17 protein-coding genes are annotated in these 26,219 nt (G+C 55.0%); 16 read left to right on the top strand and 1 reads right to left on the bottom strand.

The annotated features are described in order from the left end of the window. Window positions 1-13: 13 nt before the first annotated feature. The 12 genes from ET33_RS01385 (at window position 14) to ET33_RS01335 (ending at window position 20,308) form a co-directional block, all read left to right on the top strand. Complete coding sequence (locus ET33_RS01385; RefSeq protein ID WP_051775025.1) at window positions 14-1,840, top strand: KamA family radical SAM protein; 1,827 nt, start codon at window positions 14-16, stop codon at window positions 1,838-1,840. A 40-nt stretch (window positions 1,841-1,880) separates the two neighbouring features. Then, a complete protein-coding gene (asnB, locus tag ET33_RS01380; protein WP_036675456.1) occupies window positions 1,881-3,656 on the top strand; it encodes an asparagine synthase (glutamine-hydrolyzing) in 1,776 nt (591 codons plus the stop codon). A gap of 4 nt (window positions 3,657-3,660) precedes the next feature. Beyond that, entirely contained in the window at window positions 3,661-4,821 is a 1,161-nt protein-coding gene (locus ET33_RS01375; protein ID WP_051775024.1) for an acyl-CoA dehydrogenase family protein, read from the top strand. Between the two features lie 27 nt (window positions 4,822-4,848). Continuing rightward, entirely contained in the window at window positions 4,849-8,067 is a 3,219-nt protein-coding gene (locus ET33_RS36135) for a non-ribosomal peptide synthetase (protein WP_051775023.1), read from the top strand. A 29-nt stretch (window positions 8,068-8,096) separates the two neighbouring features. Continuing rightward, a complete protein-coding gene (locus tag ET33_RS36130; protein WP_051775022.1) occupies window positions 8,097-12,926 on the top strand; it encodes a non-ribosomal peptide synthetase in 4,830 nt (1,609 codons plus the stop codon). Window positions 12,927-13,016: 90 nt separating this feature from the next. Continuing rightward, window positions 13,017-13,913 (top strand): thioesterase domain-containing protein, encoded by an 897-nt coding sequence (locus ET33_RS01365; protein ID WP_036675454.1) that lies wholly within the window; start codon window positions 13,017-13,019, stop codon window positions 13,911-13,913. Window positions 13,914-13,926: 13 nt separating this feature from the next. After that, window positions 13,927-15,039, top strand: a complete 1,113-nt coding sequence (locus ET33_RS01360; RefSeq protein WP_036675451.1) for a 2-hydroxyacyl-CoA dehydratase subunit D — start codon at window positions 13,927-13,929, stop codon at window positions 15,037-15,039. Between the two features lie 15 nt (window positions 15,040-15,054). Next, window positions 15,055-16,284 (top strand): 2-hydroxyacyl-CoA dehydratase family protein, encoded by a 1,230-nt coding sequence (locus ET33_RS01355; protein ID WP_036675449.1) that lies wholly within the window; start codon window positions 15,055-15,057, stop codon window positions 16,282-16,284. A 36-nt stretch (window positions 16,285-16,320) separates the two neighbouring features. Then, a complete protein-coding gene (locus ET33_RS01350) occupies window positions 16,321-17,088 on the top strand; it encodes an acyl-CoA dehydratase activase (RefSeq protein ID WP_036675447.1) in 768 nt (255 codons plus the stop codon). A 53-nt stretch (window positions 17,089-17,141) separates the two neighbouring features. Next, complete coding sequence (locus tag ET33_RS01345; RefSeq protein ID WP_036675445.1) at window positions 17,142-18,551, top strand: MATE family efflux transporter; 1,410 nt, start codon at window positions 17,142-17,144, stop codon at window positions 18,549-18,551. Window positions 18,552-18,607: 56 nt separating this feature from the next. Next, window positions 18,608-19,330: a class I SAM-dependent methyltransferase gene (locus ET33_RS36125; protein WP_051775021.1), complete on the top strand. Its 723-nt coding sequence runs from the start codon at window positions 18,608-18,610 to the stop codon at window positions 19,328-19,330. Window positions 19,331-19,753: 423 nt separating this feature from the next. Beyond that, the gene (locus ET33_RS01335; protein WP_036675442.1) at window positions 19,754-20,308 is read left to right on the top strand and encodes a GNAT family N-acetyltransferase; all 555 of its coding nucleotides are present in this window, start codon (window positions 19,754-19,756) and stop codon (window positions 20,306-20,308) included. Between the two features lie 116 nt (window positions 20,309-20,424). On the opposite strand, the gene ET33_RS01330 is transcribed toward ET33_RS01335, so the two are convergent. Continuing rightward, entirely contained in the window at window positions 20,425-21,369 is a 945-nt protein-coding gene (locus ET33_RS01330; protein ID WP_036675439.1) for an aminoglycoside phosphotransferase family protein, read from the bottom strand. Window positions 21,370-21,563: 194 nt separating this feature from the next. On the opposite strand from ET33_RS01330, the gene ET33_RS01325 reads away from it, so the two are divergent. The 4 genes from ET33_RS01325 (at window position 21,564) to ET33_RS01310 (ending at window position 26,214) form a co-directional block, all read left to right on the top strand. After that, window positions 21,564-22,655, top strand: coding sequence for a LacI family DNA-binding transcriptional regulator (locus ET33_RS01325; RefSeq protein WP_051775020.1), 1,092 nt, complete (start codon window positions 21,564-21,566; stop codon window positions 22,653-22,655). 151 nt (window positions 22,656-22,806) lie between these two features. After that, window positions 22,807-24,417, top strand: coding sequence for a type 2 periplasmic-binding domain-containing protein (locus ET33_RS01320; protein WP_036675436.1), 1,611 nt, complete (start codon window positions 22,807-22,809; stop codon window positions 24,415-24,417). Between the two features lie 13 nt (window positions 24,418-24,430). After that, window positions 24,431-25,327 carry an ABC transporter permease gene (locus tag ET33_RS01315; protein WP_036675433.1) on the top strand — a complete coding sequence of 299 codons (897 nt, stop codon included), beginning with the start codon at window positions 24,431-24,433 and terminating at the stop codon, window positions 25,325-25,327. After that, window positions 25,321-26,214 (top strand): carbohydrate ABC transporter permease, encoded by an 894-nt coding sequence (locus ET33_RS01310; RefSeq protein WP_036675430.1) that lies wholly within the window; start codon window positions 25,321-25,323, stop codon window positions 26,212-26,214. The genes ET33_RS01315 and ET33_RS01310 overlap by 7 nt, the downstream gene beginning before the upstream one ends. The last annotated feature ends 5 nt before the right edge of the window (window positions 26,215-26,219 follow it).

Raw genomic sequence — 26,219 nt, 5'->3', positions numbered from 1 at the left:
GCGGAGGCTGCTTATGGCTACTCATGAGAAAATTTCCGAGCTGCTGGACGCCAATCCGGATATTTTGCGATTGCTCGTCGACAGCGAGACGTTATCCGACGCCCGCAGCCGGATGTTCGGCTACTTGAATGAATGCGAGGACAAAGTGCGGCGCGCCGACTGCCTGCTGCATCCGCTGGAGAAGAAAAATACCCGCGACTGCATCACGGTTTTCAAAAGCATTATTTCGGAAAGCAACGAGCACAAGACGAAGCACAGCTGCCTGGACACCTTATGGAAGCTGGCTGCCGAGCATTGGCGGCGGCAGGAATGGCCCGAGGTGACGGATGCGTTTCTTGTGGAAATGAAGCATTTGTTCAAGGGGGTGATCGGTCTTTCGGGGATTTATTCGAAATCGGGCATTTGCAAGCGCGAGGTTCCTGCTTTCATGCAACTGGAAGGGCGCGAGGCGGCGGTCGTCCGGTCCGAGCTGCTCAACGTGAAGGCAGACCAGTATGCCGGTTTTATCCACAAGAACGGTTATAGAACCGGGCTGGACGACGAGGTCGTCCGGCGCAGACAGGAGCATCGGCAGCGGATTTTACAGGCGCTGGGAGCGACGGAGCAGGACTGGACGAATTACCGCTGGCAGTTCAAGCACCGTTTCCGCGATGCCGACAAAATCGGCGAGATCATCGAGCTGTCCGCCGAAGAGAAGGCGTGCATCGATGCGGCGATGGCGCAGGGGATTCCTTGCGAGATCACACCGTTTTACTTGTCTTTGATGGACCCCGACCCCAAGGCGGATGGGCATCGGCACGACAGGAGTCTGCGGGCACAGGTCATTCCGAACCGGATCTATCTGGACAAAATGCTGGAAGCCAGGCTGCTTCCGAAGGAAGAGCTGGATTTTATGCACGAAATGGACACCTCGCCTACCGACTTTGTGACCCGAAGATATTCGCAGATCGCGATCGTCAAGCCTTACTTATGGTGCCCGCAAATCTGCATCTACTGCCAAAGAAACTGGGAACTGGCGGAGGATTCCTGCGGTAAAGCCGATCCGGGGATTCATAATTTGGCGGAAGCGTACGAGTGGTTCCGGGCGAACCCGGGCATTAGCGAGGTGCTGATTACGGGCGGGGACCCGCTGGCCGTCAGCAACGACAAGATCGCGTCTATTTTGCAGACGTTCGCGGAAATGAAGCACATCAAGCGCATCCGCATCGGCACGCGGACGCTCGTCACGGCGCCTATGCGCTTCGACGAAGAGCTGCTGGCGATTTTGCGGACGTATCACCGGCCTCCGGAGCAGACGATTACGCTTGTCACCCATGTGCAGCATCCGTATGAAATTTCGCAAGAAATGGCGGACGCGATGCGGAACATCAAGTCGCTCGGCATCGACGTGTATAACCAGCAGGTGTTCACCATGCAAAATTGCCGGAAGTTCGAGACCTGCTTTTTGCGGGAATCGCTGAAGGGGATCGGCATTTCGCCCTACTATTTGTTCAATCTGAAGGGGAAAGAGGAGACGGCGGACTTCAAGGTGCCCGTAGCCCGGCTGCTTCAGGAGCAGAAGGAGGAGGCGCGCTTAATGCCGGGGCTGGTGCGGACCGACAAACCGGTGTTTAACGTGCCTACGCTCGGGAAGAACGAGCTGAACGCTTGGCAGGATCATGAGATCATTATGATTTTGAACGACGGGAGCCGGATTTACGAATTTTATCCTTGGGAAAAATATATGGCCCCGGTCAATACGTATGTGTACAAGGATACGCCGATTTACGATTTTCTGCGCCGATTGGAAGCCTTGGGGGAAAATCCGGACGATTACAAGACGATCTGGTATTATTTCTGACTTCTGATCCGCCACACGGAACCGAAAGGAGGGAACCCCAATGTGCGGCATTTGCGGAGCGTACCACTATGGGAAGGAATCGCCCGTTTCGGAAGCGGTGCTGAACCGGATGAACGAGGCGCTGGCGCATCGCGGTCCGGACGGCGAGGGCGTGTTCGTCGATACGTTCATCGGGCTCGGGCACCGGCGGCTGTCGGTCATCGATCTCCAGAACGGCAAGCAGCCGATGACGAACGAGGATCATACCGTCTGGGTCACCTACAACGGCGAAATTTACAATTTCCGCGAGCTGAAGCGCGACCTGGAGAACAAAGGACACCGCTTCGTGACGGATTGCGACACCGAGGTCATCGTACACAGCTATGAGGAGTACGGGCCGGACTGCGTGCGCAGGTTCAACGGCATGTTTGCTTTTGCGATCTGGGACGAGAAGACGGAGACGCTCTTTCTGGCCCGTGACCGGCTGGGGGTAAAGCCGCTTTACTACAGCTTGTCCGACAAAGCGCTGCTGTTCGCGTCGGAGGTCAAAGCGATCCTGCAGCACCCGGATATCCGGGCGGAGGCGGAACCGGCGGCCATTCCCGAATATTTATTCTGCACGGCGCTCTTGAACGGGCACACGATGTTCAAGCACATTCAGTCCGTTCCGCCGGGCCATACGCTGCTGTTCCGCAACAAGACGAAGCGGCTTATTCCGTACTGGGATATCGCTTTGCGGCAGTCGGCGGAAGAGCCTCAGTCGTTCGGCGATTACAAGGAGCAAACGCTCGCGCTTCTTCAAGAGTCGGTACGCATGCGGCTGATGAGCGACGTGCCGTTCGGCTCCCTGCTCAGCGGAGGGCTGGACTCCAGCTTAATTACCGCCATTGCTGCTGGGCATGCGACCCACCGGCTAAAAACATTTTCGATGGAATACGGCAAGAACAGCGAGGTTGCAGGGGCCAACTCGGATACGATCTATGCCCGGCTGATGGCGGACGCCTTGCAAACCGATCATAAGGAGTTTATTTTCCGGCCGGAGGACTACCACGACATGCTGGAAAAGACGACCTGGCACGTGGAAAAGCCGGTCGATCTGACGACCCCTTCCGTGTACCTGCTGTATCAGAGGTTAAAAAGCGACGTCACGGTCGTCCTGTCGGGCGAAGGGTCGGATGAGCTGTTCGGCGGATATTTCTTCTTCTTGAACCACAAGCCGGCAAGCGAGCTCACGGAATTTCCTTGGGCGCCGTATCTCCAAGAGGTGTCCGGCCTGCTGAATCCCGATGTCGCCCGACAAACCCGGTTCAGGGAAAACGTGTCCACAGCCTTGCGCGACATGACCTCCCGGTTCGAGACGGGCGACGAGCTGAACAAAGTACTGTACTTGTTCATCAAGCTCTATTTGCTGGAAATGCTGGAAAGGCAGGATAAAACGAGCATGGCTTGGGGCATCGAGTCGAGAGTTCCGTTTCTCGATTATCGTATCGTCGACTATGTGGCGAATATTCCTTCGGCCTACAAGCTCAAGGACGGCAAGGAAAAAATCATCCTGAAAGAAATCGCCAGAGAGCTGCTGCCGAAGGAGATCGTCGAGCGGAAGAAGCGGCCGTTCCCGTTCCCGGTCGATCCGAAATCGGTTGTCGTCCAGAGAAACATCGCCAACGAGCTGATTCAATCGGGCAATTCCAAAATTTCCGCTTACTTCGACAAACGGGCGGCGAACGATTTTTTCAACAAAAAGAACGGGTATGAGCACATGGACAATCTGGCGATTTTCAGAACGTCGCACGCTTTGATCGCGCTGGAATGCTGGCACAAAACGTTTGGAGTGTGAGGATATGGAACTGGAATACGGGGAAGTGCGGAAGGCGGTTTTCGACACGGCCGAGACCTTCATTAAGCGGAAGGTTCGGCCCATCGCCAGCGAAACGGATGAGCGCGAGCAATTTCCGCTGGACAATGTCCGGGAGCTGGGACGCCTCGGTCTGCTGGGCATTCCGTATCCGAAAGAATACGGAGGCTTGGAGCTGGACTATGCGACGTATACCGGCTTCGTGAAGGAGCTGGCCAAGGCATGCGCCTCCACCGCCATGACCGTCGTCGCGCACACCAGCTTAACCTGCAACCCGGTCAGTGCCTTCGGCACAAAAGAGCAGAAAGCGCGCTATTTGCAGCCCATGCTCTCCGGGGAAAAAATCGGCGCCTTCGCGCTCACGGAGCCCGGAAGCGGATCGGATATGTCGTCGATGCTGACGAAGGCGGTTGAAGTGGACGATCATTATGTTCTCGACGGCACGAAAGTTTTTGTGACGAATGGCAACTATGCGGATTACTACATCGTGCCCGCCAAGACGGCGCCGGAAAAGAAGCTGCTCGGCATCAGCGTATTTTTGCTGGAAAAAGGGATGGAAGGCCTGTCCACGTCCGGCAAAAAAGAGCGGAAGCTCGGGATGCGAAGCTCCGATACGGGCGAGCTGATTCTGGACGGCGTCAAGGTTCCGAAGACCTGCCTCATCGGGCGTAAAAATTTCGGTCTGGACATCCTGCACCAGACGCTCGTCAGCGCCAGGCTGGGGATGGCGGCGATTGCCGTCGGCATCGCTGAGGAAGCCAAGCAGTACTGTATCAGCTACGTCAAGCAAAGAAAGCAGTTCGATCAATATCTTTACCATTTTCAGACGGTGAAAAATATGTTGGCCGATATGGAGATGAATATCAATGCCGCCGATCTATTGTTGCAAAAGGCGGCCCGGATGAAGGACAACGGAGAGAAATATGCGAAGGAGGCGTCGGAGGCTAAACTGTTCGCCTCGGAGGTAGCGACCCAAGTGACGAAGGATGCGATCCAACTGTTTGGCGGGTACGGCTACTCCAGAGACCTCCCGCTAGAGCGATTTTTCCGGGATGCGAAGCTGACGGAGATCGGAGACGGAACATCGGAAATTCAGCGGTTGATCATTGCGGACGAACTCATCAAGCGAGGAAGCCGAAGCTCTTAAGGAAACCAGGACGAAAGGATGAATCTCATGACGAAACGGGCAAAACGCAAGTACCCGGCGATATCGCGTCAAAGCGAGCAGCCGAGCTATCCGCTTTCCTTCCAGCAGGAGCGGGTGCTGTACCTCTCCGAGCTGCTGCCGGACAGCACGCTGTGGAACAAAATTTCCTGCAAGCGCGTGACGGGGGACATCGATTCGGAGGCCTTGTGCCAAGCGGTTGGCGACTTGATCGGCCGTCATATGGCGCTGCGGACGAAAGTGAGCTATGAAAACGGCACTCCGGTTCAAACGTTCGATCAGACGCTGGAAGCGATTTTCCAACGGATCGACGGTTCGTCGGAGGAGGCGGAGCTGCAGGATGAAGCGGCGTTGCGGAAGCTGGCGGAAGTGTGCCGGGAGCCGATTGACGTGAGTGGCGACCCGCTGTTCCAAGTGATCATCGTGCCGATGGGAGGCGCGGGGGCAGCCGAATGCCTCATCATTTTGAAGCTGCACCATATTATTTCCGACGAGACGACGTTCCAGCTCCTTTGGCGCGATTTAAAAGCATTCTACAACGCGCGCATGGGCGTGACCGGCGGAGAAGAGCTCAAGCCGCTCGCGGTCGATTACGCGGATTACGTGCACTGGCAGCGGGCGAATTTCGACGAGGCGCATACGCAGGAGCAGGAGGCTTATTGGCTCAAGCAGTTTCAAGGAGAGCTGCCGGTGCTCGACCTGCCGGCGGATTTCCAAGAGCCGGCGCAGCTCAGCTTCCGGGGAGCGCTTGAAATCCGGGCGCTGCCAAGCGATCTGGTGAAAAAGCTGCGGTCGCTCTGCGTACGGTATAAGGTGATCCCTTTCTCGGCGTTGCTGTGCGCTTATTACGTGCTGTTGCAGAAGTGCTCCCGCCAGCAGGACGTCGTCGTCGGGACGGTATTTTCGGGAAGGCAATACAGCTCCAGTCTGGCCCAGGCCGCCGGCTTCTTCGTCAACACCGTGGCGATTCGGATGGAGGTGGACGGGGAAGCGGCCTTTGACGAGCTGTTGAAGCGCGTGCACGACAAAGTCGACGAAGCGTACTACATGCAGGATTATCCGTTCGAACGGCTGATCCAGAAGCTGAACCCGGAGCGGCGAAGCGTGCGCAATCCGTTGTATCGCGCTATGTTCAACCTCGTCAGCTCCGCCAAGGAAAAAGAAACGTTCGCCGGTGCGGAGGAGGCTTGGGAGGAGCCGGTGCTGGATGCGACCCAGGTGGACCTGCTGCTAAACATCCATCAGCAGGATAACGCGATGGAAATGCGGTTGGAATATAATACGGACCTGTTCCGCCGGGAAACGGTCCGGCACTTGATGGAGTTATACGTGAACCTGCTGAGGAAACTGGTGGAGCATCCCGAGGTTCAAGTGAAAGAGCTGGATATGCTGGACCCGCAGGAGCGCAAGAAGCTGCTGAGCGAGTGGACCCGGACCGAGGCGGACTATCCCCGCGATGTCTGCGTTCACGAGCTGTTCGAAGCGCAGGCGGAGAGGACCCCGGAACGCATCGCGCTGGCTTTCGGAGAGCTGACGATGACCTACGGGGAGCTGAACGCCCAAGCGAACCGGCTGGCTCGCACGCTGCGGGACCACGGAGTCGCTGCCGAAAGCGTTGTCGGGGTCATGGCGGAGCGGTCGTTTGCCATGGTGATCGGCATCCTCGCGGTGCTCAAAGCCGGGGGAGCGTATCTTCCCATCGATCCCGGGTTCCCGGAGGAGCGCAAGCGGTTCATGCTGGAGGACAGCGGAGCCCGTGTCCTGCTTGTTCCGTCCGACGAAGGCGAAACGGCGGAAGGCCTGCCCGTTCCGACGCTCGCGATCGACGAGAAGGCCGAAGGGGACAGCTCGAATCTCAGCCGTGTGAGCGCCCCGAGCGATCTGGCGTATATCCTGTATACGTCGGGCTCGACCGGCAAGCCCAAAGGGGTCATGGTGGAGCACGGCTCGCTCGTCAATACGCTGGCCCATTTGCAGAGATCGTTTCCTTTGGAGCAAGAAGACGCGTATCTGCTCAAAACGTCGTTTACCTTCGACGTGTCCATGAGCGAATTGTTCGGCTGCTTCTTTACGGGCGGCAAGCTCGTCATTCTGGAGTCGGGAGCCGAGAAGGAACCGGCGAGAATCATCGAGACGATTAGGCGTCATCAAGTGACGCATATGAATTTCGCGCCGTCCATGCTGCAATCGTTTATGGATGTGGTCGAGAGCAAGGAAGCTGCCCCTGCGCTGCAAAGCCTGAACTATGTGTTTGCGGCCGGTGAAGCGCTGGGAGTGCATACGGTCCAGAAATTTTATTCCTTGGGGCTGCGGGCGAGCCTGGTCAATCTGTACGGTCCGACGGAAGCGACCATCTATGCAACAGGCTTCGCTTTCACGGACGGCGAAGAGCTGCACCGGGTGCCCATCGGGAAGCCGATCGGCAACATGCGGTCGTACATTGTCGACGAGCATATGAACCTGCAGCCGGTCGGGGTGGACGGCGAGCTTTGTCTTGCCGGGAAAGGGCTGGCGAGAGGCTATTTGAACCAGCCGGAGCTGACTGCGCACAAATTCATAGACCATCCGTTCTGCCCGGGCGAGAAGCTGTACCGGACAGGGGATTTGGCCCGCTGGCAGGAGGATGGAACTATCGTCTTCCGGGGGCGGATCGACCAGCAGGTCAAGCTGCGGGGCTTCCGGATCGAGCTGGAGGAAATCGAGAAGACGCTGCTGCAGCATCCGTCGGTACGGAGCGCTGCCGTTGCGGTGAGAGAAGATTCGTCCGGCCTCGAAAGTCTCGTCGCTTATGTCGTGACCGACGAGGAGAAGCCGGATGAGGAGTGGACCGGGCATCTCGGTCGTTGGCTGCCTGCCTATATGGTTCCGACCCGCTTCATGAGACTGGAAAAGCTGCCTTTGAGCACGAGCGGTAAAGTGGACCGCAAAGCGCTGCCGTCGCCGGAAGCCGCCTTGTCATCCCAACCGGCGGAAGAGGCACCTGTGACGGAAATCGAGAGAAAGCTGATCGACATTACGGAAAACATTCTGAACATGCAAGGCATCGGCGTGAACGACAATTTCTTCCGGTTGGGCGGCAATTCCTTATTAACGATCCGGTTCGTTACCGAAATCGAGAGCGCGTTCCAGATTAGCTTGACCTTGATGGATTTTATCGATTTGCCGGTGATTAAGGACATTGCCAAAATCATCGAGCCTATGCTTCCCAAGGCCGTACCGCAAGCTTAACGACAGGGAAGCCCGAAAGGTTGGTTGCTATGGGCAAACGCATACGAAAATATCCGGACATCCCCTGCCAAAGGGCAAGACCGCATTATCCGCTTTCGTTCCAGCAGGAACGAGTGCTGTACTTGTCCGAGCTGCTGCCGGATAGCGCCGTCTGGAATTTGATTTCCTGCAAACGGCTGACGGGTCCCGTCGATTCGGACGCCTTATTGTGGGCGGCCGGCGATTTGATCGAGCGGCATCCCGCGCTGCGGACGAAAGTAAGCTATGCGGGCGGTGCGCCCGTTCAATCGTTCGACGAAACGATGGACCGCATTTACCGCTGCGTCGACTTGTCGGCGGAGCCGGAGGAGGAGCGGGAAGCGAAGGCCCGGCGTCTGCTGTCCGAAGCAAGCCTGAAGCCGGTCGACCTGCGCAGGGGACCGCTGTTTCAGATCATTTGGATACGTATGGGTGAGGCGGAGGGGATGCTGATCCTGAAGCTGCATCATATCATCTCCGATGCCACGACCTTCCAGCGCATCTGGTACGACTTCAAATGGTTCTATAACGCGCATGCGGGTGTACCGAACGGCGAGGAGCTGCCTGCGTCGGGAGTCCGGTATGCGGACTATGTGCTGTGGCAGCGGGAAACGTTCGAGGAGGCGCATACCCGGGAGCAGGAAGCGTATTGGCAGAAGCAGTTCCAGGGAGAGCTGCCTGTGCTTGAGCTGCCGACGGACTTTCCTGCCCGACCCGGGCTCAGCTTCGCAGGGGCGCTTGAAATTCAGCCGATCCCCCGGGAAGTGGTTCAAGGGCTGCGGACGCTTTGCATGCAGAAGCGGGTGATCCCGTTTTCCGCGCTGCTTTGCGCATACTATGTGCTGCTGCACAAATGCTCGCGCCAGCGCGATGTGGTCGTGGGCACGGTATTTGCGGGAAGGCATTACAGCCCGGAGCTGCAGCAAGCGGTCGGCTTTTTCGTAAACACCGTCGCTATCCGGATGGAGGTAGACGGGGAGACCGCCTTCGACGAGCTGCTCCGCCGGGTGCACGAGCAAGTGGACGAAGCTTACGATATGCAGGATTACCCGTTTGAACGGCTTATTCAAAAGCTGAATCCGGAGCGCAGCAGCAGCCGGAATCCGCTGTTTCGGGCCATGTTCAATATGGTCGTCGCCGGGAAGGAAGAAGCGGCGTTCGCCGGGGCGAAGGAAACCTGGATCGAGCCGGATATGGATGCAACCCAAGTCGATCTGCTGTTCGATATCCATCAAGAGGATGAAGAGATGGAAATCCGGGTGGAGTACAATACGGACTTGTTCCGCCAAGAAACGATCCGGCGGTTCATCGGCTTCTACGTGAACTTGCTTCAAGCGGCGATTGAACGGCCCGACGCCCGGGTGAAGGAGCTGCGGATGCTTGACCCGACGGAGCGGAACCGGCTGCTTGGGGACTGGAACCGCACGGGGGCGGAGTATCCGCGCGAGGCATGCATCCACGAGCTGTTCGAGGCGCAGGCGTGGAAGACGCCGGAACGGGTCGCGCTATGGCATGAAGGCAAGGAGCTGAACTACCGGGAGCTGAACGAGCGGGCGAATAAGCTCGCCGGAATGATCCGCAGCAAGGGAAGCGGTTCGGAGCAGATCGTCGGCATTGCGGCCGAACGGTCTCTCGAAATGGTGGTCGGGATGCTCGCGGTATTGAAAGCGGGCGGCGCGTATATGCCCATCGATCCCGGTTATCCCGAGGACCGGATCAAGTATATGTTGCAGGATAGCGGAGCCAAGGTCCTGCTCGTTCAACAAGGGAAGCTGGACGCAAGCAAGCTGGAAGCGGAGATCACCGCCATTGAAATCGGGGAGGAAGAACGATCCCTACATAGCCCCGATCATTTGAAAAGCGATACCCATGCGCGCAGTCTAGCCTACGTGATGTACACGTCCGGCTCGACTGGACGGCCGAAAGGTGTCATGGTGGAGCACCGGAACGTCGTAAGGCTTGTCCAAAATACCGATTATGTCCGTTTCGAGGACAGCGATACGATTTTGCAGACGGGAGCCCCGGCGTTTGACGCGACGACGTTCGAAATATGGGGGGCGCTCTTGAACGGAATCAAGCTGTATGTGACAAGCGATAACGTGCTGCTCAATGCGGACCATCTCGGCCGCTTTATAACGAAGCATGGCATAAGCCATCTCTGGTTGACTGCACCGCTGTTCAACCAGTTGTCGGACATGAAGCCGGAGCTGTTCGCTCCACTGAAGGCCCTGCTGATCGGAGGTGACGCCTTGTCCGTCAGGCATGTCAACAAGGTGGTGGCGGCCGTCCCGGGCCTTCGCATTCAGAACATGTACGGACCGACGGAAAATACGACGTTTTCCACTTATTTTCCAATCACCGGGCCGTATAAAACGAACGTTCCGATCGGCAAGCCGATCCGGCACTCCACAGCGTACATTGTCGACGCTTACGGGGAACTGCTGCCTGTCGGCGTGCCCGGCGAATTGTGCGTCGGGGGAGACGGCGTCGCCCGCGGATACTTGAACCAGCCGGAGTTGACGGCGCAGAAGTTCGTGGACAATCCGTTCGAGCCAGGGTCAAAGATGTACAGGACGGGAGATCTTGCCCGGTGGCTTCCCGACGGCAATATCGAATTCATGGGCCGGATGGATAACCAGATCAAGCTGCGGGGCTTCCGCATCGAGCTCGGGGAGATTGAGGCGAAGCTGGCGGAGCACCCGCACGCGAAAGAAGTCGTCGTGACGGTAAGGGAGAAGCTCCCCGGGGAGAAAGCGTTATGCGCCTATTTCGTTGCAGACCGGAACATCCCGGCCTCCGAATGGCGAGCCTATCTCGCCAAGGCGCTGCCAGAGTACATGATCCCTGCCGTGTTCGTGCGGATCGACAGGATGCCGCTCAAGGAAACGGGCAAAATCGACAAGAAGGCGCTCCCCGAGCCAAGCGGAACGGCGTATGAAGCCAAATTCCGGCGACCGCCCGAAACCGAGCTGGAGCGGGAGCTGGCCGCCCTATGGATGCAGACGCTCGGTCTAACGGAAGTGGGGATCGACGATTCGTTCTTCGAATTGGGCGGACATTCCTTGAAGGCGACGATGATCGTATCCCAGCTCAACATGCAATTTAATGCGGACCTATCGCTCACGGATTTTTTCGGGGGTCCGACGATCCGGGAGCTGGCTCTGAGATTGTCCGCAAAAGCCGAAGGCTTTTATTCCTCCATCGCTCTAGCAGAGAAGCAGGAGAGCTATCCCGTCTCCACGGCCCAGAAAAGAATGTATATCGTCAGCATGCTGACGCACGGGGGAACGGGGTACAACATTCCGCTCGTGCTTAGCTTGGAGGGCCGGTTGGACCGGGAACGGCTGGGATATGTGTTTCGCCAGCTGAACCGCAGGCACGAGTCCTTCAGAACGCGCTTCACGATCGTCAACAGGGAATTGATGCAGCGCATTGACGAGGAGGCGAAGCTCGACCTGGAATGCCTGACCGTGGAGACAGAGGAGGAAGCGGGTCGGATCATTCGGAACTTTATCCGGCCCTTCGAGTTAAGCCGGGCGCCTTTGATCCGGGGTCTGCTGCTGCAGCAGCTGGAAGACCGTCACCTGCTGCTGCTGGATATGCACCACATTATTTCGGACGGCGTCTCGCTCGACATTTTGTTCCGGGAGATTATTACCCTGTACCAAGGCGAGTTTTTGAGCCCGCTCCGTATTCAATACAAAGACTACGCCGTGTGGCAGCATGATTTCTTGGCTTCGGAGCAGGTCCGCAAGCAGGGCGACTATTGGGCGGACGTGTTGGCAGGCGAGCTTCCCGCGCTGCGGCTTGCGACCGATTATCCGAGACCGGCCATCCAGACGTTTGCCGGAACCCATGTCTCCTGCCAGGCGCCACCCGAGGTGCTGGCGGGCTTGAAGCGGATCGAGGCCGAAATGGGCGCAACCTTGTATATGATTTTGCTGGCGGCGTACAATGTGCTGCTGTTCCGGCGCACCGGGCAGGAGGATCTTGTGGTAGGCACGCCCATCGCCGGAAGAAACCATGCGGATACCCAGAACCTTATCGGCATGTTTGTCAATACGCTGGCGATGCGCAACAAGCCTTCCGGGAAGATGACGTTCCGGGAATTTACGGATCAAGTGAAGCGCCGTGCGCTCGAGGCGTATGATAATCAGGATTATCCTTTCGAAGACTTGCCGGAGCGAATCGGTTACGTCCGTGATGCCGGCCGAAATCCGATATTCGATACGATGTTCGTGCTGCAGCACTTCGAACCGCTTGAAGCGGAGCTCAAGCAGCTCAAGGTTCGCGAGTACCCGATCGATTACCCGGTCGCCAAGTTCGATCTCACGCTGTTCGCAATTGAACGGGATGGAGGCTTGCGGCTGGAGCTGGAATACAACACGGACTTGTACCGCAAGGAGACGGCGGAACGGCTGCTGCAGGATTTCTTGGCGATACTGCACCAAGTGGCGGCGGAAGGAACGGATAAGAGGCTCGCGGACTTCATCCTCGGCTCCGAACCGGGATCGGTGCCTTCACTAGGGGAACTGTGCAATCAGGGGGGACGTCTCCTATCGCCTCGTGATCCATGGTCTCATCTGGCCTCTTCCGCCTCCGTCGCAAGGATTGAAGCGCAGCTGATAGGAATCGTGGAGAACCTATTGAATACGGAGGGTATCGGGCCGGGCGACGATTTCTTCCTGTGCGGCGGCAATTCGCTGGCGCTCATCCGCTTGGTCGCGGAGATGGAGGCTGCTTTCGGCGTCGTCCCCTCGATCATGGAAATCAGGGAGACGCCTGTCATTTCCGAATGGGCCAGGAAAGTGGAAAGCTTGCAGAAGCAAGCAGCGCTCTGAACCGACCGTTGGTTTGGAGAGTTGTGTGAAGGAGGCATTACCATACGGGGAGAGCGCAGGAGGAGTCTTTCGGGAAAGGAGAGGAAGACCGTGAATATTCAATACCACTACAAAAAAGCGGCCGTTTTGTTGAAGCGGGGACAGCCGCCCGGCGCGAGCCCCATGTTTTTCGTACATGACGGAACGGGCCGGATCGAAGGGTACTTCAAGGTGGCGGAGTTTGTCGAACGTACGTTCTCTGTGTACGGAATTACACTAGATGAACGGGTCGGGTATGCGCCGCAAAATATTTCGATTGAAGAGTTGGCCATTAGCTATATCGAACAAATGAAGCATATCCAGCCCGAGGGGCCCTATTGCATCGCGGGTTGGTCGATCGGAGGAACGATTGCGGCCGAGATGGCCCGCATTCTGGAAGCCCATGGGGAGGAGGTCGGCTGCTGCGTCCTGGTAGATGCGCCGCCTCCGGGCTATTATCCGCCGCAAGACGCGCAGCCGTTCTCGGCCGAGTCCGAGACGGACTACATCCGTCCGTTTCTGCGCAACGAGGAGCCGCTCAAGCGCTGGAGCCGGAGCCGGAGCGCTCAAGCGTTCTGGACCGCCGTCGCGGATACGCTTCAGCCCCCGGACTTCGATCGGCCTTCCTTTCTTCGCTATGTCCGCGAGGAATGGGCCGACATTTTCCCGGATGGAAGCGGGCTGTCGCTGAATCAGCTATTTTGCGCGGTGAATATCGTCCGCACGCTGCACCGGGCGCGGGTAGCCTACGTTCCGAGGGGGAGCATCGATTCGCCGGTCCATGTGTTTCAGGCGATCGAGTCGCCGCTGGAGGGGATGGACATATGGGGACGGTATTGCGCGCATCCGGTGTATATTCCGGCGGAGGGGAGCCATTACACGCTGTTTGATGCAGAGCATGCGCCGGTGTTTGCCCGGCAATTCAACCGCATCCTGAAAGGTGTCGGCGCCACAAAGAAATCTGGTTAAGAGGAGAGCGCTTATGAAAGAAATGGTGGAACGGATTGTCGAACTGAATGTTAGCCGGTTGGACGCCTTGAAAGCTGTGGATAAGCCCAAGATCGGATGGACGTCGATCTATACGCCGGAAGAGATTTTATATGCGGCGGGCTTCATCCCTTTCCGGATTATGGGGAATACCGCCAGCAACACGTCGGAGGCGGGTGCGCTGCTGGGCAACAACTACTGCTCCTATCTGCTCAATTGCCTGGGAGAAGGCATGAACGGCGTCTACGAATTTACGGACGGGATCGTGTTCGTCGACGAATGCGATTGGAGGAAACGGCTGTACGAGACGTGGAGCCACCAGATTCAACCGAAATACAGCTTCTTCCTGGAGCTTCCCAAAGCCCTCAATTCGGTCTCCAGGGACTATTTCCGGATGCAGATCCGCCGCATGATCGAATCGCTGGAGCAGCATTTCGGCTGCCGCATTACGGAGGAATCGCTGCTGGAGGCGATCCGCTTGTTTAACGAAACGCGCCGCTTACTGCAGCGGATGCACAATTTGCGGAAGCAGGACGTGACGTCGCTCACGGGAAGCGAATTGCTGAACATTATGAAATCCAGCACGGCCGGCATGAGACAGCAGTACAATCAAGAGCTGTCCCTGCTGCTCAGCGCCATGGAAGCACAGCGGGAAACCAAAAAAACGAAGCCGCACAAAGTGCTGATCTGCGGCAGTTATTTTGATCACGATAACATTGTCGATGCCATCGAGCAGACCGGGGCAAAGGTCGTATGCATGGATATCACCAACGGCGTCAAATATTTCGAAGGGGAGGTCGACGAGCACCGCGATCCGGTCGAAGCGATCGCCGATTACTATTTTGACAAAGCGACCTGCGCCCGGATGTTCGAATCGGATATTCGGCTGAACCATTTGATCAAGCTGATCGACGAATACGATATCGACTCGGTCATCTATTTTTCGCTGAAGTTTTGCGACATTTATTCGATGGATTACCCTTATATCCAAAGCAAGCTCAGCGAGAAGGGTACGCCCGTGCTGCTGGTGGAAGGCGAGTGCAGCATGACGAATATCGAAAGCATCCGCACCCGGATTCACACGTTCCTCGAAACGATGATGTATTAGAAAAGGAGAAGAGCGATGAGCCAATTTAAAGTGGAAGCGAAAAGCCGCGAAGAGCAGTACAAAAAGATGATGTCCGTCCTCGAAACGTACCGGGCTGAGCCGTCCGATCCGTCCTCGGCGCTGAAAGCCGCGCGGATGAGGTCTTTGTTCAACGGCTACCGACTGACCCAAGCCTATAAGGAAGAGACGAAAGTAGCTTATGTCGTCGAGCAGTTTCCGAACGAAATCGTCTTCGGCTTCAATATGGTTTCCTGGAATATGGAGTCGATGGCGATCCTGCTGGCCCAAACCGTCAACGTGGACCCGTTCATCAATTTAACGCAGGAGAAAAGTCTCTCCCGGGACATTTGCTCGTTTCTACGCGGGTCGCTGGGTGTCATGCTGGCGAACGGCTACCCGAATCCCGACTTGGTGCTGGTGAACGATCAGCCGTGCGATTGTCTGGCCAAAATGGGGAACATGTCGAGCAAGCTGTACGACTCCACATTCCTCTCGATCAATACGCCGAACCTCATCAACGAAGATACGCTGACCTATCTGGTGGAACAATTGAAAAAGCTGATCACCGACATCGAAAGCACCCTGAATATCCCATTCGACGAAGAGCGGTTCCGGCAGGTCGTTCAATATTCGAATGAAGCGAGAGACTATTACTGCAAGACGGTCGAGTTGAACAAAACCTACGAGCTGCCCGGCGTGTCCAGAGAATTGCTCGAAATTTTCGGCATGAACGGCTTCGGCTTGAAGGAAAACGTGCAAATCTGCAAAACGTTGTACGAAGAAGCGCTCGAAATGAGCAAGAAGTCCGACCCGAAGAAAAAGAAGAAGCGCATTCTGTGGGCGGGCCAAGCGCCGCACAACGATCACGAATTAATCCGTTATTTCGAGCAGCAGGTCGAGATCGTCTATTGGGCGCCGCTGTGGGAAGCCAATCTGGTGTCGCTGGACCCGGCCGATCCGCTGAAAAGCATCGCGGAACGGGCGATCCTGTATCACTGGAACGCCCAACGGTTAAAAGAAAATATTTCTCAGGTTTGTACCTCATTTCATATCGATGGTGTTATAATATCTAATATATGGGGTTGCAGGAACATGATGGGAATTAGCTCGATGATTCGGGAGATGTCCGGTGAACAAGGATTGAAGTACTTGACGATCAGCGTGGATTACGTAGACAAGAACAACTACGCGTTCAATCACGTGAAAAACCGCATCGACGCTTTTCTGGAAATTATGAGCGACTGAATCATCCATTAATTCGAGATAAAGGAGAGTAACCCTATGATAACCTTAGGTATTGATATCGGTTCTTTGTCGACCAAATCCGCGATTTTGAACGACAACAGCGTCGTAGCCTACGATGTCGTGTACACCGGAGGCGATAACCGGCAGTCTGCGAAAACGACGTTCAACAATGTACTGGCGAAAGCCGGATTCACGAAAAAGGATATCGACGTCATCGTCACGACCGGCTACGGCCGGGAGAACGTGCCGTTTGCGGATAAACACGTATCGGAGATTACCTGCCACGCCAAAGGGATGCATTTCTTGAATCCTTCCATCCGGACGGTTCTCGATATCGGCGGGCAGGACAGCAAGGCGATCCAGATCGGGGAAAAGGGTAACGTCGTCAACTTTATGATGAACGACAAGTGCGCGGCGGGCTGCGGGCGGTTCCTCGATATTATCGCCAGGGCGCTCGGGGTCAAGCTCGAAGAGCTGGGCGGGATTCACCAAACAGCTACGTCGACGGCCCGGATCAGCAGCATGTGCACGGTGTTTGCGGAAACGGAGGTCGTATCTCTGGTCGCGGTCGGCACGCCGACGCCCAGCATTATCAAGGGCGTGCACGAATCGATCGCGACCCGGGCGATCGCGCTGCTCAAGGCGGTAGGCATCAAGGAGCCGCTCGGCATGAGCGGCGGCGTCGCCAAAAATATCGGCATCGTTAGCGCGCTGCAGGATCTGTTAAACATGAAAGTGGAAGTGACGGATTACCCGCAAGTCACGGGGGCGATCGGGGCGGCTTATATCGGCCAGAGCGCGTAACCGGCGGGCGTTGCAATTCGGGATACCATGAAAAAGGGGAGTCGCTTGTGTCCATGTCATCGGAGACGGAAAAAGCGCACGATGCGGTTGTGATTGGGCCGGCAAGCCGGGAGCAGTCCATTTCGATCAAAACGATATTGAGAATTACGCTGCCCGTCATTTTATCGATGTTTTCGCTCAATTTGATGGTATTTGTCGATCGGGCCTTTGTCTCGATGTACGACCTGGGACAATTTGCAGCCGTCGTGCCGGCCGGTAACGTAGGGACGGCGATCTCCAGCATATTCATCGGCATCGTCGGCTTCGTCTCCACGCTCATCGCCCAATATTACGGGGCCGGCAAATACTTGAAATGTGCCTCATCGATGTGGCAGGGCGTCTATCTCAGCATCTTTTTTTCGGCGGTGCTGCTTCTGGTGTCTCCCCTTGCCGTCAATATTTTCGATTGGATGGGGCATACGGGAGAGCTGCTTGCTTACGAGAAGCAATTTTTCTACCTGATCATGGTTTCCAGCTGCGTCCAGCTGTTTATTACGGCGTTTTCCGGCCTGTTCCGAGGCGTTGCCAGCACAACGGTCATCATGATGGTCGGGATTCTGTCCAATGTGTTCAATGTGTTGTTTGACTGGCTGCTGATCTTCGGAAAGCTCGGCTTCCCGGAGCTTGGGGGGATCTGGGGCTCGGGGCTGGCGATCATCGGCAGCTCCGTGCTCGCGGTAATCGTGTACATGATCTTGTTGGGAAGACGGGGCGTTCAAGCGAAGTATGAGATTTCGGCGCAGATGAAATGGGACGGCGCCTTGCTTCGCAAGCTGCTTCATTTCGGATTTCCCGCAGGCATTCAAGCGTTTCTCGGCACCGGGTATTTCAGCCTGCTGCTGCTGATCATCGGCAAGACTGGGGAGTTTCCCTTGTCCGCTTCCAATATCGCATTTACCATCGAAGGAGTATCGATCTTCCCTATCTGGGGATTAGGCGCCGCCATCGCCATTATTGCCGGGCAGGAGAAGGGAGCCGGGCGAATCGACAATGTCCGGAAAGCCGCGAAATTGGGGCTCGGGATCGGACTTGTGTTCAACGTGCTGATCATCGTCATCTTTAATTTGTTCCCGCAGGCTTTAATCTCGATCTTCGGCGGCGGGGGGCAGCAGGACACGTTCCTGAAGCTGATGGCGGTCACCGTCCCGCTCGTCCGGCTCACTTCGCTGTGGATCGTGTTCGATACGATGCAGATCATCATCGGCAATGTGCTGCGCGCGGTAGGCGATACCATGTTCATGATGGTCATTTATATCGTCGTTCCTATCTTGTTCTATATCGTGATTCCGTACCTGTTCAGCGTCGTCTGGGGACTTTCGTTAATTTGGATATGGATCGCCTTGGTCGTTTATTCCATGCTGATGCTGCTTCTGGTGTCTGTCCGCTTTATGGGCGGGAAATGGAAGCGGATTGAAGTCATCTGAACGCAGGCGGTCCATCGTCCATCACTATATTCCTATTGGGAGAGGTGCTGCAGCACATGGAGTTTTCAAATGTATACGAGGACGCTGAACGGGCGGAAGCCTACGCCACCTTGGAGTTTCCGGGAACGTATTATTTGGCCTATCGGGATTTGCCGGAGATGCTGGGGAAGCATATCGCCGGAACGAGCGCGTTGGATTTCGGATGCGGAGCGGGGCGGTCGACCCGTTTTTTGCGGGATCGCGGCTTTGACGTGATCGGCATCGACATTTCGGCCGGCATGCTCGGCAAAGCGAGAGAAATGGACGCGGCCGGCGATTACCGGCTGATTCCGGAAGGGGATCTGCGTCTGCTGGACGGGGCGACCTTCGATCTGGCGCTGTCGATGTTCACCTTCGATAACATCCCGACTTTGGAGAAGAAGCTGCAAAATTTCGGACAGCTCGCCGCTTCGCTGAAGGAAGGCGGGAAGATCGTGATGGTCGTCTCCTCTCCCGACATCTACCTCCACGAATGGGCTTCCTTCACGACCAAGGCTTTTCCGGAAAATCAGCATGCCCGAAGCGGGGACAAAGTCAAAATCATCATGAAGGATACGCATGATCAAAGGCCTGTGGAGGACGTCATGTGGTCGGATGCCGCTTACCGGGACATTTTCGATCAGACAGGGCTTCACGTGGTGGAAATACACCAGCCGCTTGGCCGGGAGGAGGAGCCTTACCCATGGATTAACGAAACCCGCATTTCGCCATGGGTGATGTATGTGCTGGGGAAGAAATAAGTATGCGAGGGGGATGTTCCGTAGAGCTTAAGCGGTTCGGGGCATACTTGATTTTTTTCTGTGCGCAGCAGCTGGAGGTAAGCACTCTTTAGTTTACATAATATTTTTTATGTTAACTTATTTCGGTTTTGCGCGACTTGAAATAAATGGAACAAAATTACTGACCGAATGGCCCGAAAATGATATGATCCCTCCATGGAGGGAAGGGGGTGTAATTTTTTGTCTATTCAAGACTGAAGCGTCCCGAAGGACTGGACATTGTTTGCACATGAACAAAGATTGTATAATGAAATATACAAGTTGCGGCTAAAACCTTACCGGGAGGACATGGCGATGACAGAGAAATATGTGTTCCGTTAAGTCCGAGGTCCCCCGCCGTATCCTAATTCGTGCCTTATAAAACTTTAGCTTGGGAGGACGAATATGGATATTTTGATCAGAGAACTGACGGCTGGGGACGGAGAGCGATGGATGGACCTGGATGGAAGCTTTATTGTAGATTCTACCCTTGTTCTGTCATTAACGGGACAGCGGATCGGATATACGGTGAAAGAAATACCCGCTTATCGGAAAAGCTACGCCGACGAACCGTTTGAAGAAGACACGGAAGCGGATTACTCGGATTACATCGGCAATCCGGATCAAATCGTCTATTTGGCGTACGCAGACAATCAAGTCGCGGGGCACATGGTTTTGAAAAGAAACTGGAACAAATATGCCTATATCGAAGACATCAAAGTTGACGCCCGTTACAGAGGCTGCGGCATCGGCCGCAAGCTAATCGAGCAGGCTAAACGCTGGGCGAAGGACGGCGGCATGCCGGGGATCATGCTGGAGACGCAAAGCAACAACGTCCGCGCATGCAAGTTCTACGAAAGCTGCGGTTTTGTCATCGGCGGATTCGATTCTTACGTCTACAAAGGCATCGATAAACAAAGCGATGAAGTCGCGATCTACTGGTATCTGATGTTTGAATAAGGCGTTTAGCGCCGGTTAACGAAGAGGGTATAGAACGCAAGGGAGGAGAGGATGGCTTGCGCAAAGCAAGCACGCTCTCCCTTGCAGGACATATCCTCTTTTTTGTTTCGCAGCAATCAGCCGCTTATTTCATTTAATTCTTTGCTCAAATGGTTGAGTGTCGTCGCTCGTTCCTGTGCCTCTTGCCGGTCAAACAAGAGCTGCTCCATAAATTCCCAGATATCCTCCAATTTGCGTCTGTACCGATAAAATTGCAGCACATCGGGGTTGATGGCAAAATCGTGGTGCACCTTCCGATAGATGTGTGCAAAATCGTCATAATAAGGCTCATCAATCAGAAACATCAGATCGGCTTCGACAGGAGCCAATTTCAGCCCCTCCCAGTCAATCAGCATCAACTGCCCGCCGGATTGCATCAGATTCCAAGGATGAAGATCAGTATGGCACAGGGCCATTCTTAAATTTCTACTCTTCAAATCGACAGACAGCTTCTCTACGGTACCCGCTAGTTCATTAACTTGTTTCAGGTGAGGGGTTATTAATTCCTTTAAGTCACGAGGAAGCGTGCAAACCTCCCGATCCAATGCAACCCTCAACTGCGGCAAAAACGGAACAGTAAAATCTTCCTTCAACGCCTTCGTTTCCACCGGAATTTCTTCACCGTATAAATGAAGCTCCGCAATCATGTTCAAGAGCTCGCCAATCTGCCCCGCGGTTAAGGCTTTCTCGCCAATCGTTTCTCCCTCGATATATTCGTACAGCAAATAGATCCCTTCGTCATTTTCACATTTGTAATCGCCGGTTTGGGTTGGCACGGGTACGGGAAGCTTGCCTTTCAAGCCGCTATGCTGCATAAGCCATACCGTGATGGGCACATATTGATCAATGAGTGCCGTCCATTTCGGAGTCGACGCCCGGCTTTTTTCGTAAACCTTCAAGAAGAAGGCTTGCTTGCCGCAGTATACTTTAAAGGCAAGTGCCGCCCAGCCGCCCCGTTGTGGTAAAATATTTGTAATCTCCAGATCGTAGTGCTCTTTCAAAAGGTTTGGGATCTTGTCCATAAGCTCCTCCTGCAATAATTTTGTATCCTTATTATAAAACATAACAAGGCACAGGGTCCAAATCCGATACAGGTACTTTACAAAATGATGCATTAAGTTTACAAAACAAGTTGACAAAAAAGAAGGGAAATCATACAATTTTAAAATAATAAACTAAAAAATGGTTCGTACTAAGGGGAAGAAAGAGAGAGCCGATGAAAAAACAAAAAGTAACTACCCACGATATATCCAAGCTCTTGGGCATTTCACGAAATACCGTGTCCAAGGCGCTCAACAATCATGCAAGCGTTTCCGAGCAAACGAAGCAGAAGGTGCGCGAAGCGGCCGCCAGTCTCGGCTACAAATCCGCAGATGCGACGGCGGCGGAGGAGACGGAAGCGGCAAGCGCAACGGCCAGAGGCGGCATCGCTTTCATCACGAACATATTTACCCCTGCCAACAACGGCTTTTGGATGGGCGTGATTAAAGGGATCGAGGAGATTACGGCCAAGAACGGCTACGAGCTGCTGTTCGATTTCATCAAACCGGACGAGCTTGCCAAGCTTTCGCTGCCTTCGTGCGTTGTGAACCGATCGGTGAACGGCCTGATCGTCAGCGGCTATCTCAGCAAGGAATATACCGATCTTCTGGCCTCCGTCGATTTGCCCAAAGTGTTTCTCGATGCTCGTCCGGACGTTTCATTCTCCGCGCTGTACTCCGATATCCTACTGGTGGAAAACGAAGACAGCGTATACGATATGACGACCCATCTGATCGGGAAGGGGCACCGTCATCTGGGATTCGTAGGCGATATCACCAGCTGCCGGTCGTTTATGGAACGGTGGCTCGGCTTTAAACGGGCGGTGCTCGACGCGGGCTTAACTCTGGAGCCGGACTACTGTGCCACGGGGCCCAATCCGTCGCAGTATCATCATTACGACGATATCGAAAACGCGTTCAAACGCCTCGAAGCGTTTCCGACGGCTTTCGTATGCGCGAACGATACGATCGCCATCCGCGTCATTCAATATTTGCGAAACAAGGGCTTTCAGGTGCCGGAGCAAATCGCCGTGACCGGGTTCGATCATTCCGAGCATGCCGATTTCGTTACGCCTGCGCTGACCACCGTGCACTATGACGAGAAGGATTGGGGCCGCCGCGCGGCCGAAGAGCTGCTGTGGCGCATGAACAACCCTGCGCGGCCTTACGAATTGGTCCGTCTGGGCACGAAAGTGATCTACAACGACTCCACCTCGACGGTACCGGCGTCCTTGCCGGTTGCGGCATCTCCACGCGTTTCTCGATAAATCCATGTGATTTTGCACACTGTAATATTACAAGACGCAACAATGTAAATGATAATGTAAAATTATTGTTTACAATGTTGCGTTTTTTGTTTATGATGAACCTAGTAGATTTGTAAGGGTTTACATTCTCTTCTTACAGGAGGTCATCCGTTTGAAAAAATTAAAGGCTTTTGTTCCTGTAGCATTCCTTACCGCAAGCCTCGTTGCCTGCCAGAACGGCGGGAATAACGGGGCGAACTCCGCCGACGGCGCCGGGCAGTCCAAGCCGTCAGACGCTTCGCTTAACCTTTCGATGGCTTTGATGGGCGGGGCGAAAACGCCGAATTCCTGGGCGCAAAAAGCTCTGGAAGAGGATCTGACGAAAGCATTGGGAAAACCGGTTGCGCTTGAGAGCGTTTTCCTGCCGGGATGGGAAGATGCGCAAACGAAAATCAATTTGAACATGAGCGACAAAAGCACCATGCCCGACATTCAGTGGTGGTACGGTATGGACAAGGAATACGCGAACTGGGTGAAATCCGGCGCGCTCGTTGACCTCGTTCCTTACCTCCAGAAGCACGGCAAGACGATTTTGAATTACTATTCTCCGGAAACGATGTTCTACTCCTATGAAAAAGGGAAGATGTACCGCCTGCCGGGAGACGTAGCGGAAGCGACCTCCATGACGACGATCATTCGCAAGGACTGGCTCGATAAGCTCGGGCTGAAGGTGCCGACGACGGTGGATGAATACATCGAAGTTTTGAGAGCATTTACGAAGCGAGATCCCGACGGCAACGGCAAGGACGACACCTACGGCCTGTCCGGCCCGGGAATCGCAGGCTCGGCGGAATACCGCACGTTTGCGCCGATTTTCTTCGCCTACAAGTCGATTCCGAACGAATTCATGGTGCAGCCAGACGGAACGGTCAAATACGGCGCGGTGCTTCCGCAGACGAAAGAAGCTTTGAAGGTTTTGCAGAGCATGTATAAGGAAGGGCTCATCGATCCGCGGACGATCAGCAATACGGACGCCAACAAGTTCGAGGAAATCGCCGCAAGCGGCAAGGTCGGCTCCTTTTACCGCTGGATCGCTTATTTCAACCCTTCCAGCACGTTGTACAAATCGTTCAAGGCGAACAATCCCTCCGGTGAGCTGCTCGCGATTCCCCCGCTCAAAGGCCCGGACGGCTTCAGCTCGGATTATCCCGAAGCGGTCGGAGGCTGGTGCTTCATCGGCGTGACCAGCAAGGCCAAAGATCCCACAGGCGCGGTTCAAGTGCTGAACCGGATCGCTTCCCCGGAAACGTTCAAGCTGGTCAGCTTCGGCAAGGAAGGCGAGCATTACAAGGTGGAGAACGGTCAGTTCCAATCGCTCCTGACCCCGGACGAACAGAACAAGCTCGGTATCGGCAACTACACCTGGTATTTGAGCCGGAAGGACGAAGCGAACATTTCCAACATTCCGCAGGTGATCGACCTGTTCAAGAAGGGCGAGGCGACGTCCAAGCCGCTGCGGGAGCTGGTGGTCCGCTTCAAAACGAACGATCGACCGGCCTTCAAGGAATACATCAAGGATATTGAGAAAGTGCGGGACGAAGTGTTCTACGGCATCATTTCCGGCAAGAAAAGCATCGACGAATTCGATAAGTTTGTCGAGAAATATTACGCGATGGGCGGCAAAAAGGTCGAGGAAGAGGCGAACGCCCTGTACAAAGCGCAAAAGCAGGAATATGCGGAATTTTTAACGTGGTATGACAAAGAAATCAAGCCTTACAAATAAGGGGGAAAACCTCTTGCTAAAAGATCTGGTCAGGGACAAGTACTTATATTTGCTGCTGCTGCCCGGCATGCTGTTCATCGTCGTGTTCAAATACATCCCGATGTACGGCCTGGTCATCGCTTTTCAGGAGTACAACATTTTGCAGGGCGTCGGAGGCAGCGACTGGGTCGGATTTTACCAATTCGAAAAGCTGTTCACGATGCTGGACTTCACGAACGTGTTCAAGAACACGTTGATCATCAGTACGCTGAAGCTGATCTGGGGCTTCCCGGCGCCGATCGTGCTGGCGCTTTTGTTAAACGAGGTCAAGCAGCTTGTATTTCAGCGGTTCGTGCAAACCGTCGTTTATTTGCCTCACTTTATTTCGTGGGTCATTTTTTCCGGAATTATCATCATCTTTTTAAATCCGGTGGACGGTCTTGTCAACCAGGTGATGGGCTGGTTCGGGGGAGCGCCGATCGACTTTCTCATTGAAAAATCGTATTTCCGCTCCATTCTGGTCGCTACCGATATTTACAAGGAGGTCGGCTGGGGGACGATCATTTATTTGGCCGCCATTTCGGGCATCAACCCGCAGCTGTACGAGGCCGCCATTGTGGATGGGGCGGGAAGGTTCAGGCAAATGTGGAACATTACGCTTCCGTCGATCCGCCACGTGATCGTCATCCTGTTCATTCTCAGTCTCGGCAACATTTTGGACGCCGGATTCCTGCAGACGCTGCTGCTGTACAATCCGTTGGTCATGGATGTCGCGGATATTATCGACACCTACGTGTACCGTAAAGGAATCGTGGACGCGAGCTACAGCCTGGGGGCGGCGGCCGGCGTGTTTAAGTCGGTCATTGCGCTGATCCTGGTCGCAGCTTCGAATCAACTGGCGAAAAGGTTCGGCGAGGAGGGCTTATGGTGAGAAAGCTGAAAAGAAAGCCGTCTGCCGGAAGCCGGCTGTTCCAAGCGGCCAACATGCTGTTCATGCTGGCGCTCGTCGTTGTCATGCTTTACCCTTACTGGTACGTGATCATGTATTCGTTGAGCGATGCGAAGCTGGCGGGAAGTGGCGGATTGTTCCTCCTGCCCAAAGGCTTCTCGCTCGCCGCATACGAAACGGTGCTCGGCAATACGGCAGTGCTGTCCGGCTTCAAGGTTTCGCTCATCGTTACGCTGACGGGCACCTTGCTCGCCACGTTCATTACGGCGGCGACTGCGTACGCGATCTCCAAATCGCGCTTGCGAGGGCGGAAGCTGTTTACGCTGATGATTTTGTTTACGATGCTATTTCACGGCGGAATGATCCCCGGTTATTTGCTCGTCAAGGAGCTGGGCATGCTGAACTCGTATTTGGCGCTCATTCTCCCGTCGGCGATCGGGGCGTGGAACATTTTCATCATGCGCAGCTTTTTTGCCGGAATTCCGGCGGAGGTGGAGGAGTCGGCTTACATCGACGGGGCGAACGATCTGGTCATTTTTTTCCGGATCGTGCTTCCGCTCTCCAAAGCGGTGCTGGCCACGATTGCCTTGTTTATGGCCGTCATGTATTGGAACGACTTTTTTTCCACGATCCTGTATATTTCCTCCAAGGACAAATGGGCGCTGCAAGCGGTATTGCGGGACCTGCTGACCAATACGTCGACGGCGATGCAAAGCCAGGGCATCAGCATCGCCTACCAGCAGGAAATTAGCGAATCGACGATCAAAATGGCGAATATCGTGGTCGCCACGCTGCCGATCTTGATCGTATACCCGTTCGTGCAAAAATATTTCGTCAAAGGCGCGATGATCGGTTCCGTTAAAGGTTAGAAAGG

Source organism: Paenibacillus tyrphae, assembly GCF_000722545.1.
Taxonomy (GTDB): domain Bacteria; phylum Bacillota; class Bacilli; order Paenibacillales; family NBRC-103111; genus Paenibacillus_G; species Paenibacillus_G tyrfis.
This window is presented reverse-complemented; position numbering and strand designations above follow the sequence as displayed.

What these genes read in the sequence shown, in the direction of transcription:
- ET33_RS01385 (WP_051775025.1), top strand. Translation starts at nt 14, where the DNA reads ATGGCTACTCATGAGAAAATTTCCGAGCTGCTGGACGCCAATCCGGAT.
- asnB (WP_036675456.1), top strand. Translation starts at nt 1,881, where the DNA reads ATGTGCGGCATTTGCGGAGCGTACCACTATGGGAAGGAATCGCCCGTT.
- ET33_RS01375 (WP_051775024.1), top strand. Translation starts at nt 3,661, where the DNA reads ATGGAACTGGAATACGGGGAAGTGCGGAAGGCGGTTTTCGACACGGCC.
- ET33_RS36135 (WP_051775023.1), top strand. Translation starts at nt 4,849, where the DNA reads ATGACGAAACGGGCAAAACGCAAGTACCCGGCGATATCGCGTCAAAGC.
- ET33_RS36130 (WP_051775022.1), top strand. Translation starts at nt 8,097, where the DNA reads ATGGGCAAACGCATACGAAAATATCCGGACATCCCCTGCCAAAGGGCA.
- ET33_RS01360 (WP_036675451.1), top strand. Translation starts at nt 13,927, where the DNA reads ATGAAAGAAATGGTGGAACGGATTGTCGAACTGAATGTTAGCCGGTTG.
- ET33_RS01355 (WP_036675449.1), top strand. Translation starts at nt 15,055, where the DNA reads ATGAGCCAATTTAAAGTGGAAGCGAAAAGCCGCGAAGAGCAGTACAAA.
- ET33_RS01350 (WP_036675447.1), top strand. Translation starts at nt 16,321, where the DNA reads ATGATAACCTTAGGTATTGATATCGGTTCTTTGTCGACCAAATCCGCG.
- ET33_RS01345 (WP_036675445.1), top strand. Translation starts at nt 17,142, where the DNA reads ATGTCATCGGAGACGGAAAAAGCGCACGATGCGGTTGTGATTGGGCCG.
- ET33_RS36125 (WP_051775021.1), top strand. Translation starts at nt 18,608, where the DNA reads ATGGAGTTTTCAAATGTATACGAGGACGCTGAACGGGCGGAAGCCTAC.
- ET33_RS01335 (WP_036675442.1), top strand. Translation starts at nt 19,754, where the DNA reads ATGGATATTTTGATCAGAGAACTGACGGCTGGGGACGGAGAGCGATGG.
- ET33_RS01330 (WP_036675439.1), bottom strand. Translation starts at nt 21,369, where the DNA reads ATGGACAAGATCCCAAACCTTTTGAAAGAGCACTACGATCTGGAGATT.
- ET33_RS01325 (WP_051775020.1), top strand. Translation starts at nt 21,564, where the DNA reads ATGAAAAAACAAAAAGTAACTACCCACGATATATCCAAGCTCTTGGGC.
- ET33_RS01310 (WP_036675430.1), top strand. Translation starts at nt 25,321, where the DNA reads ATGGTGAGAAAGCTGAAAAGAAAGCCGTCTGCCGGAAGCCGGCTGTTC.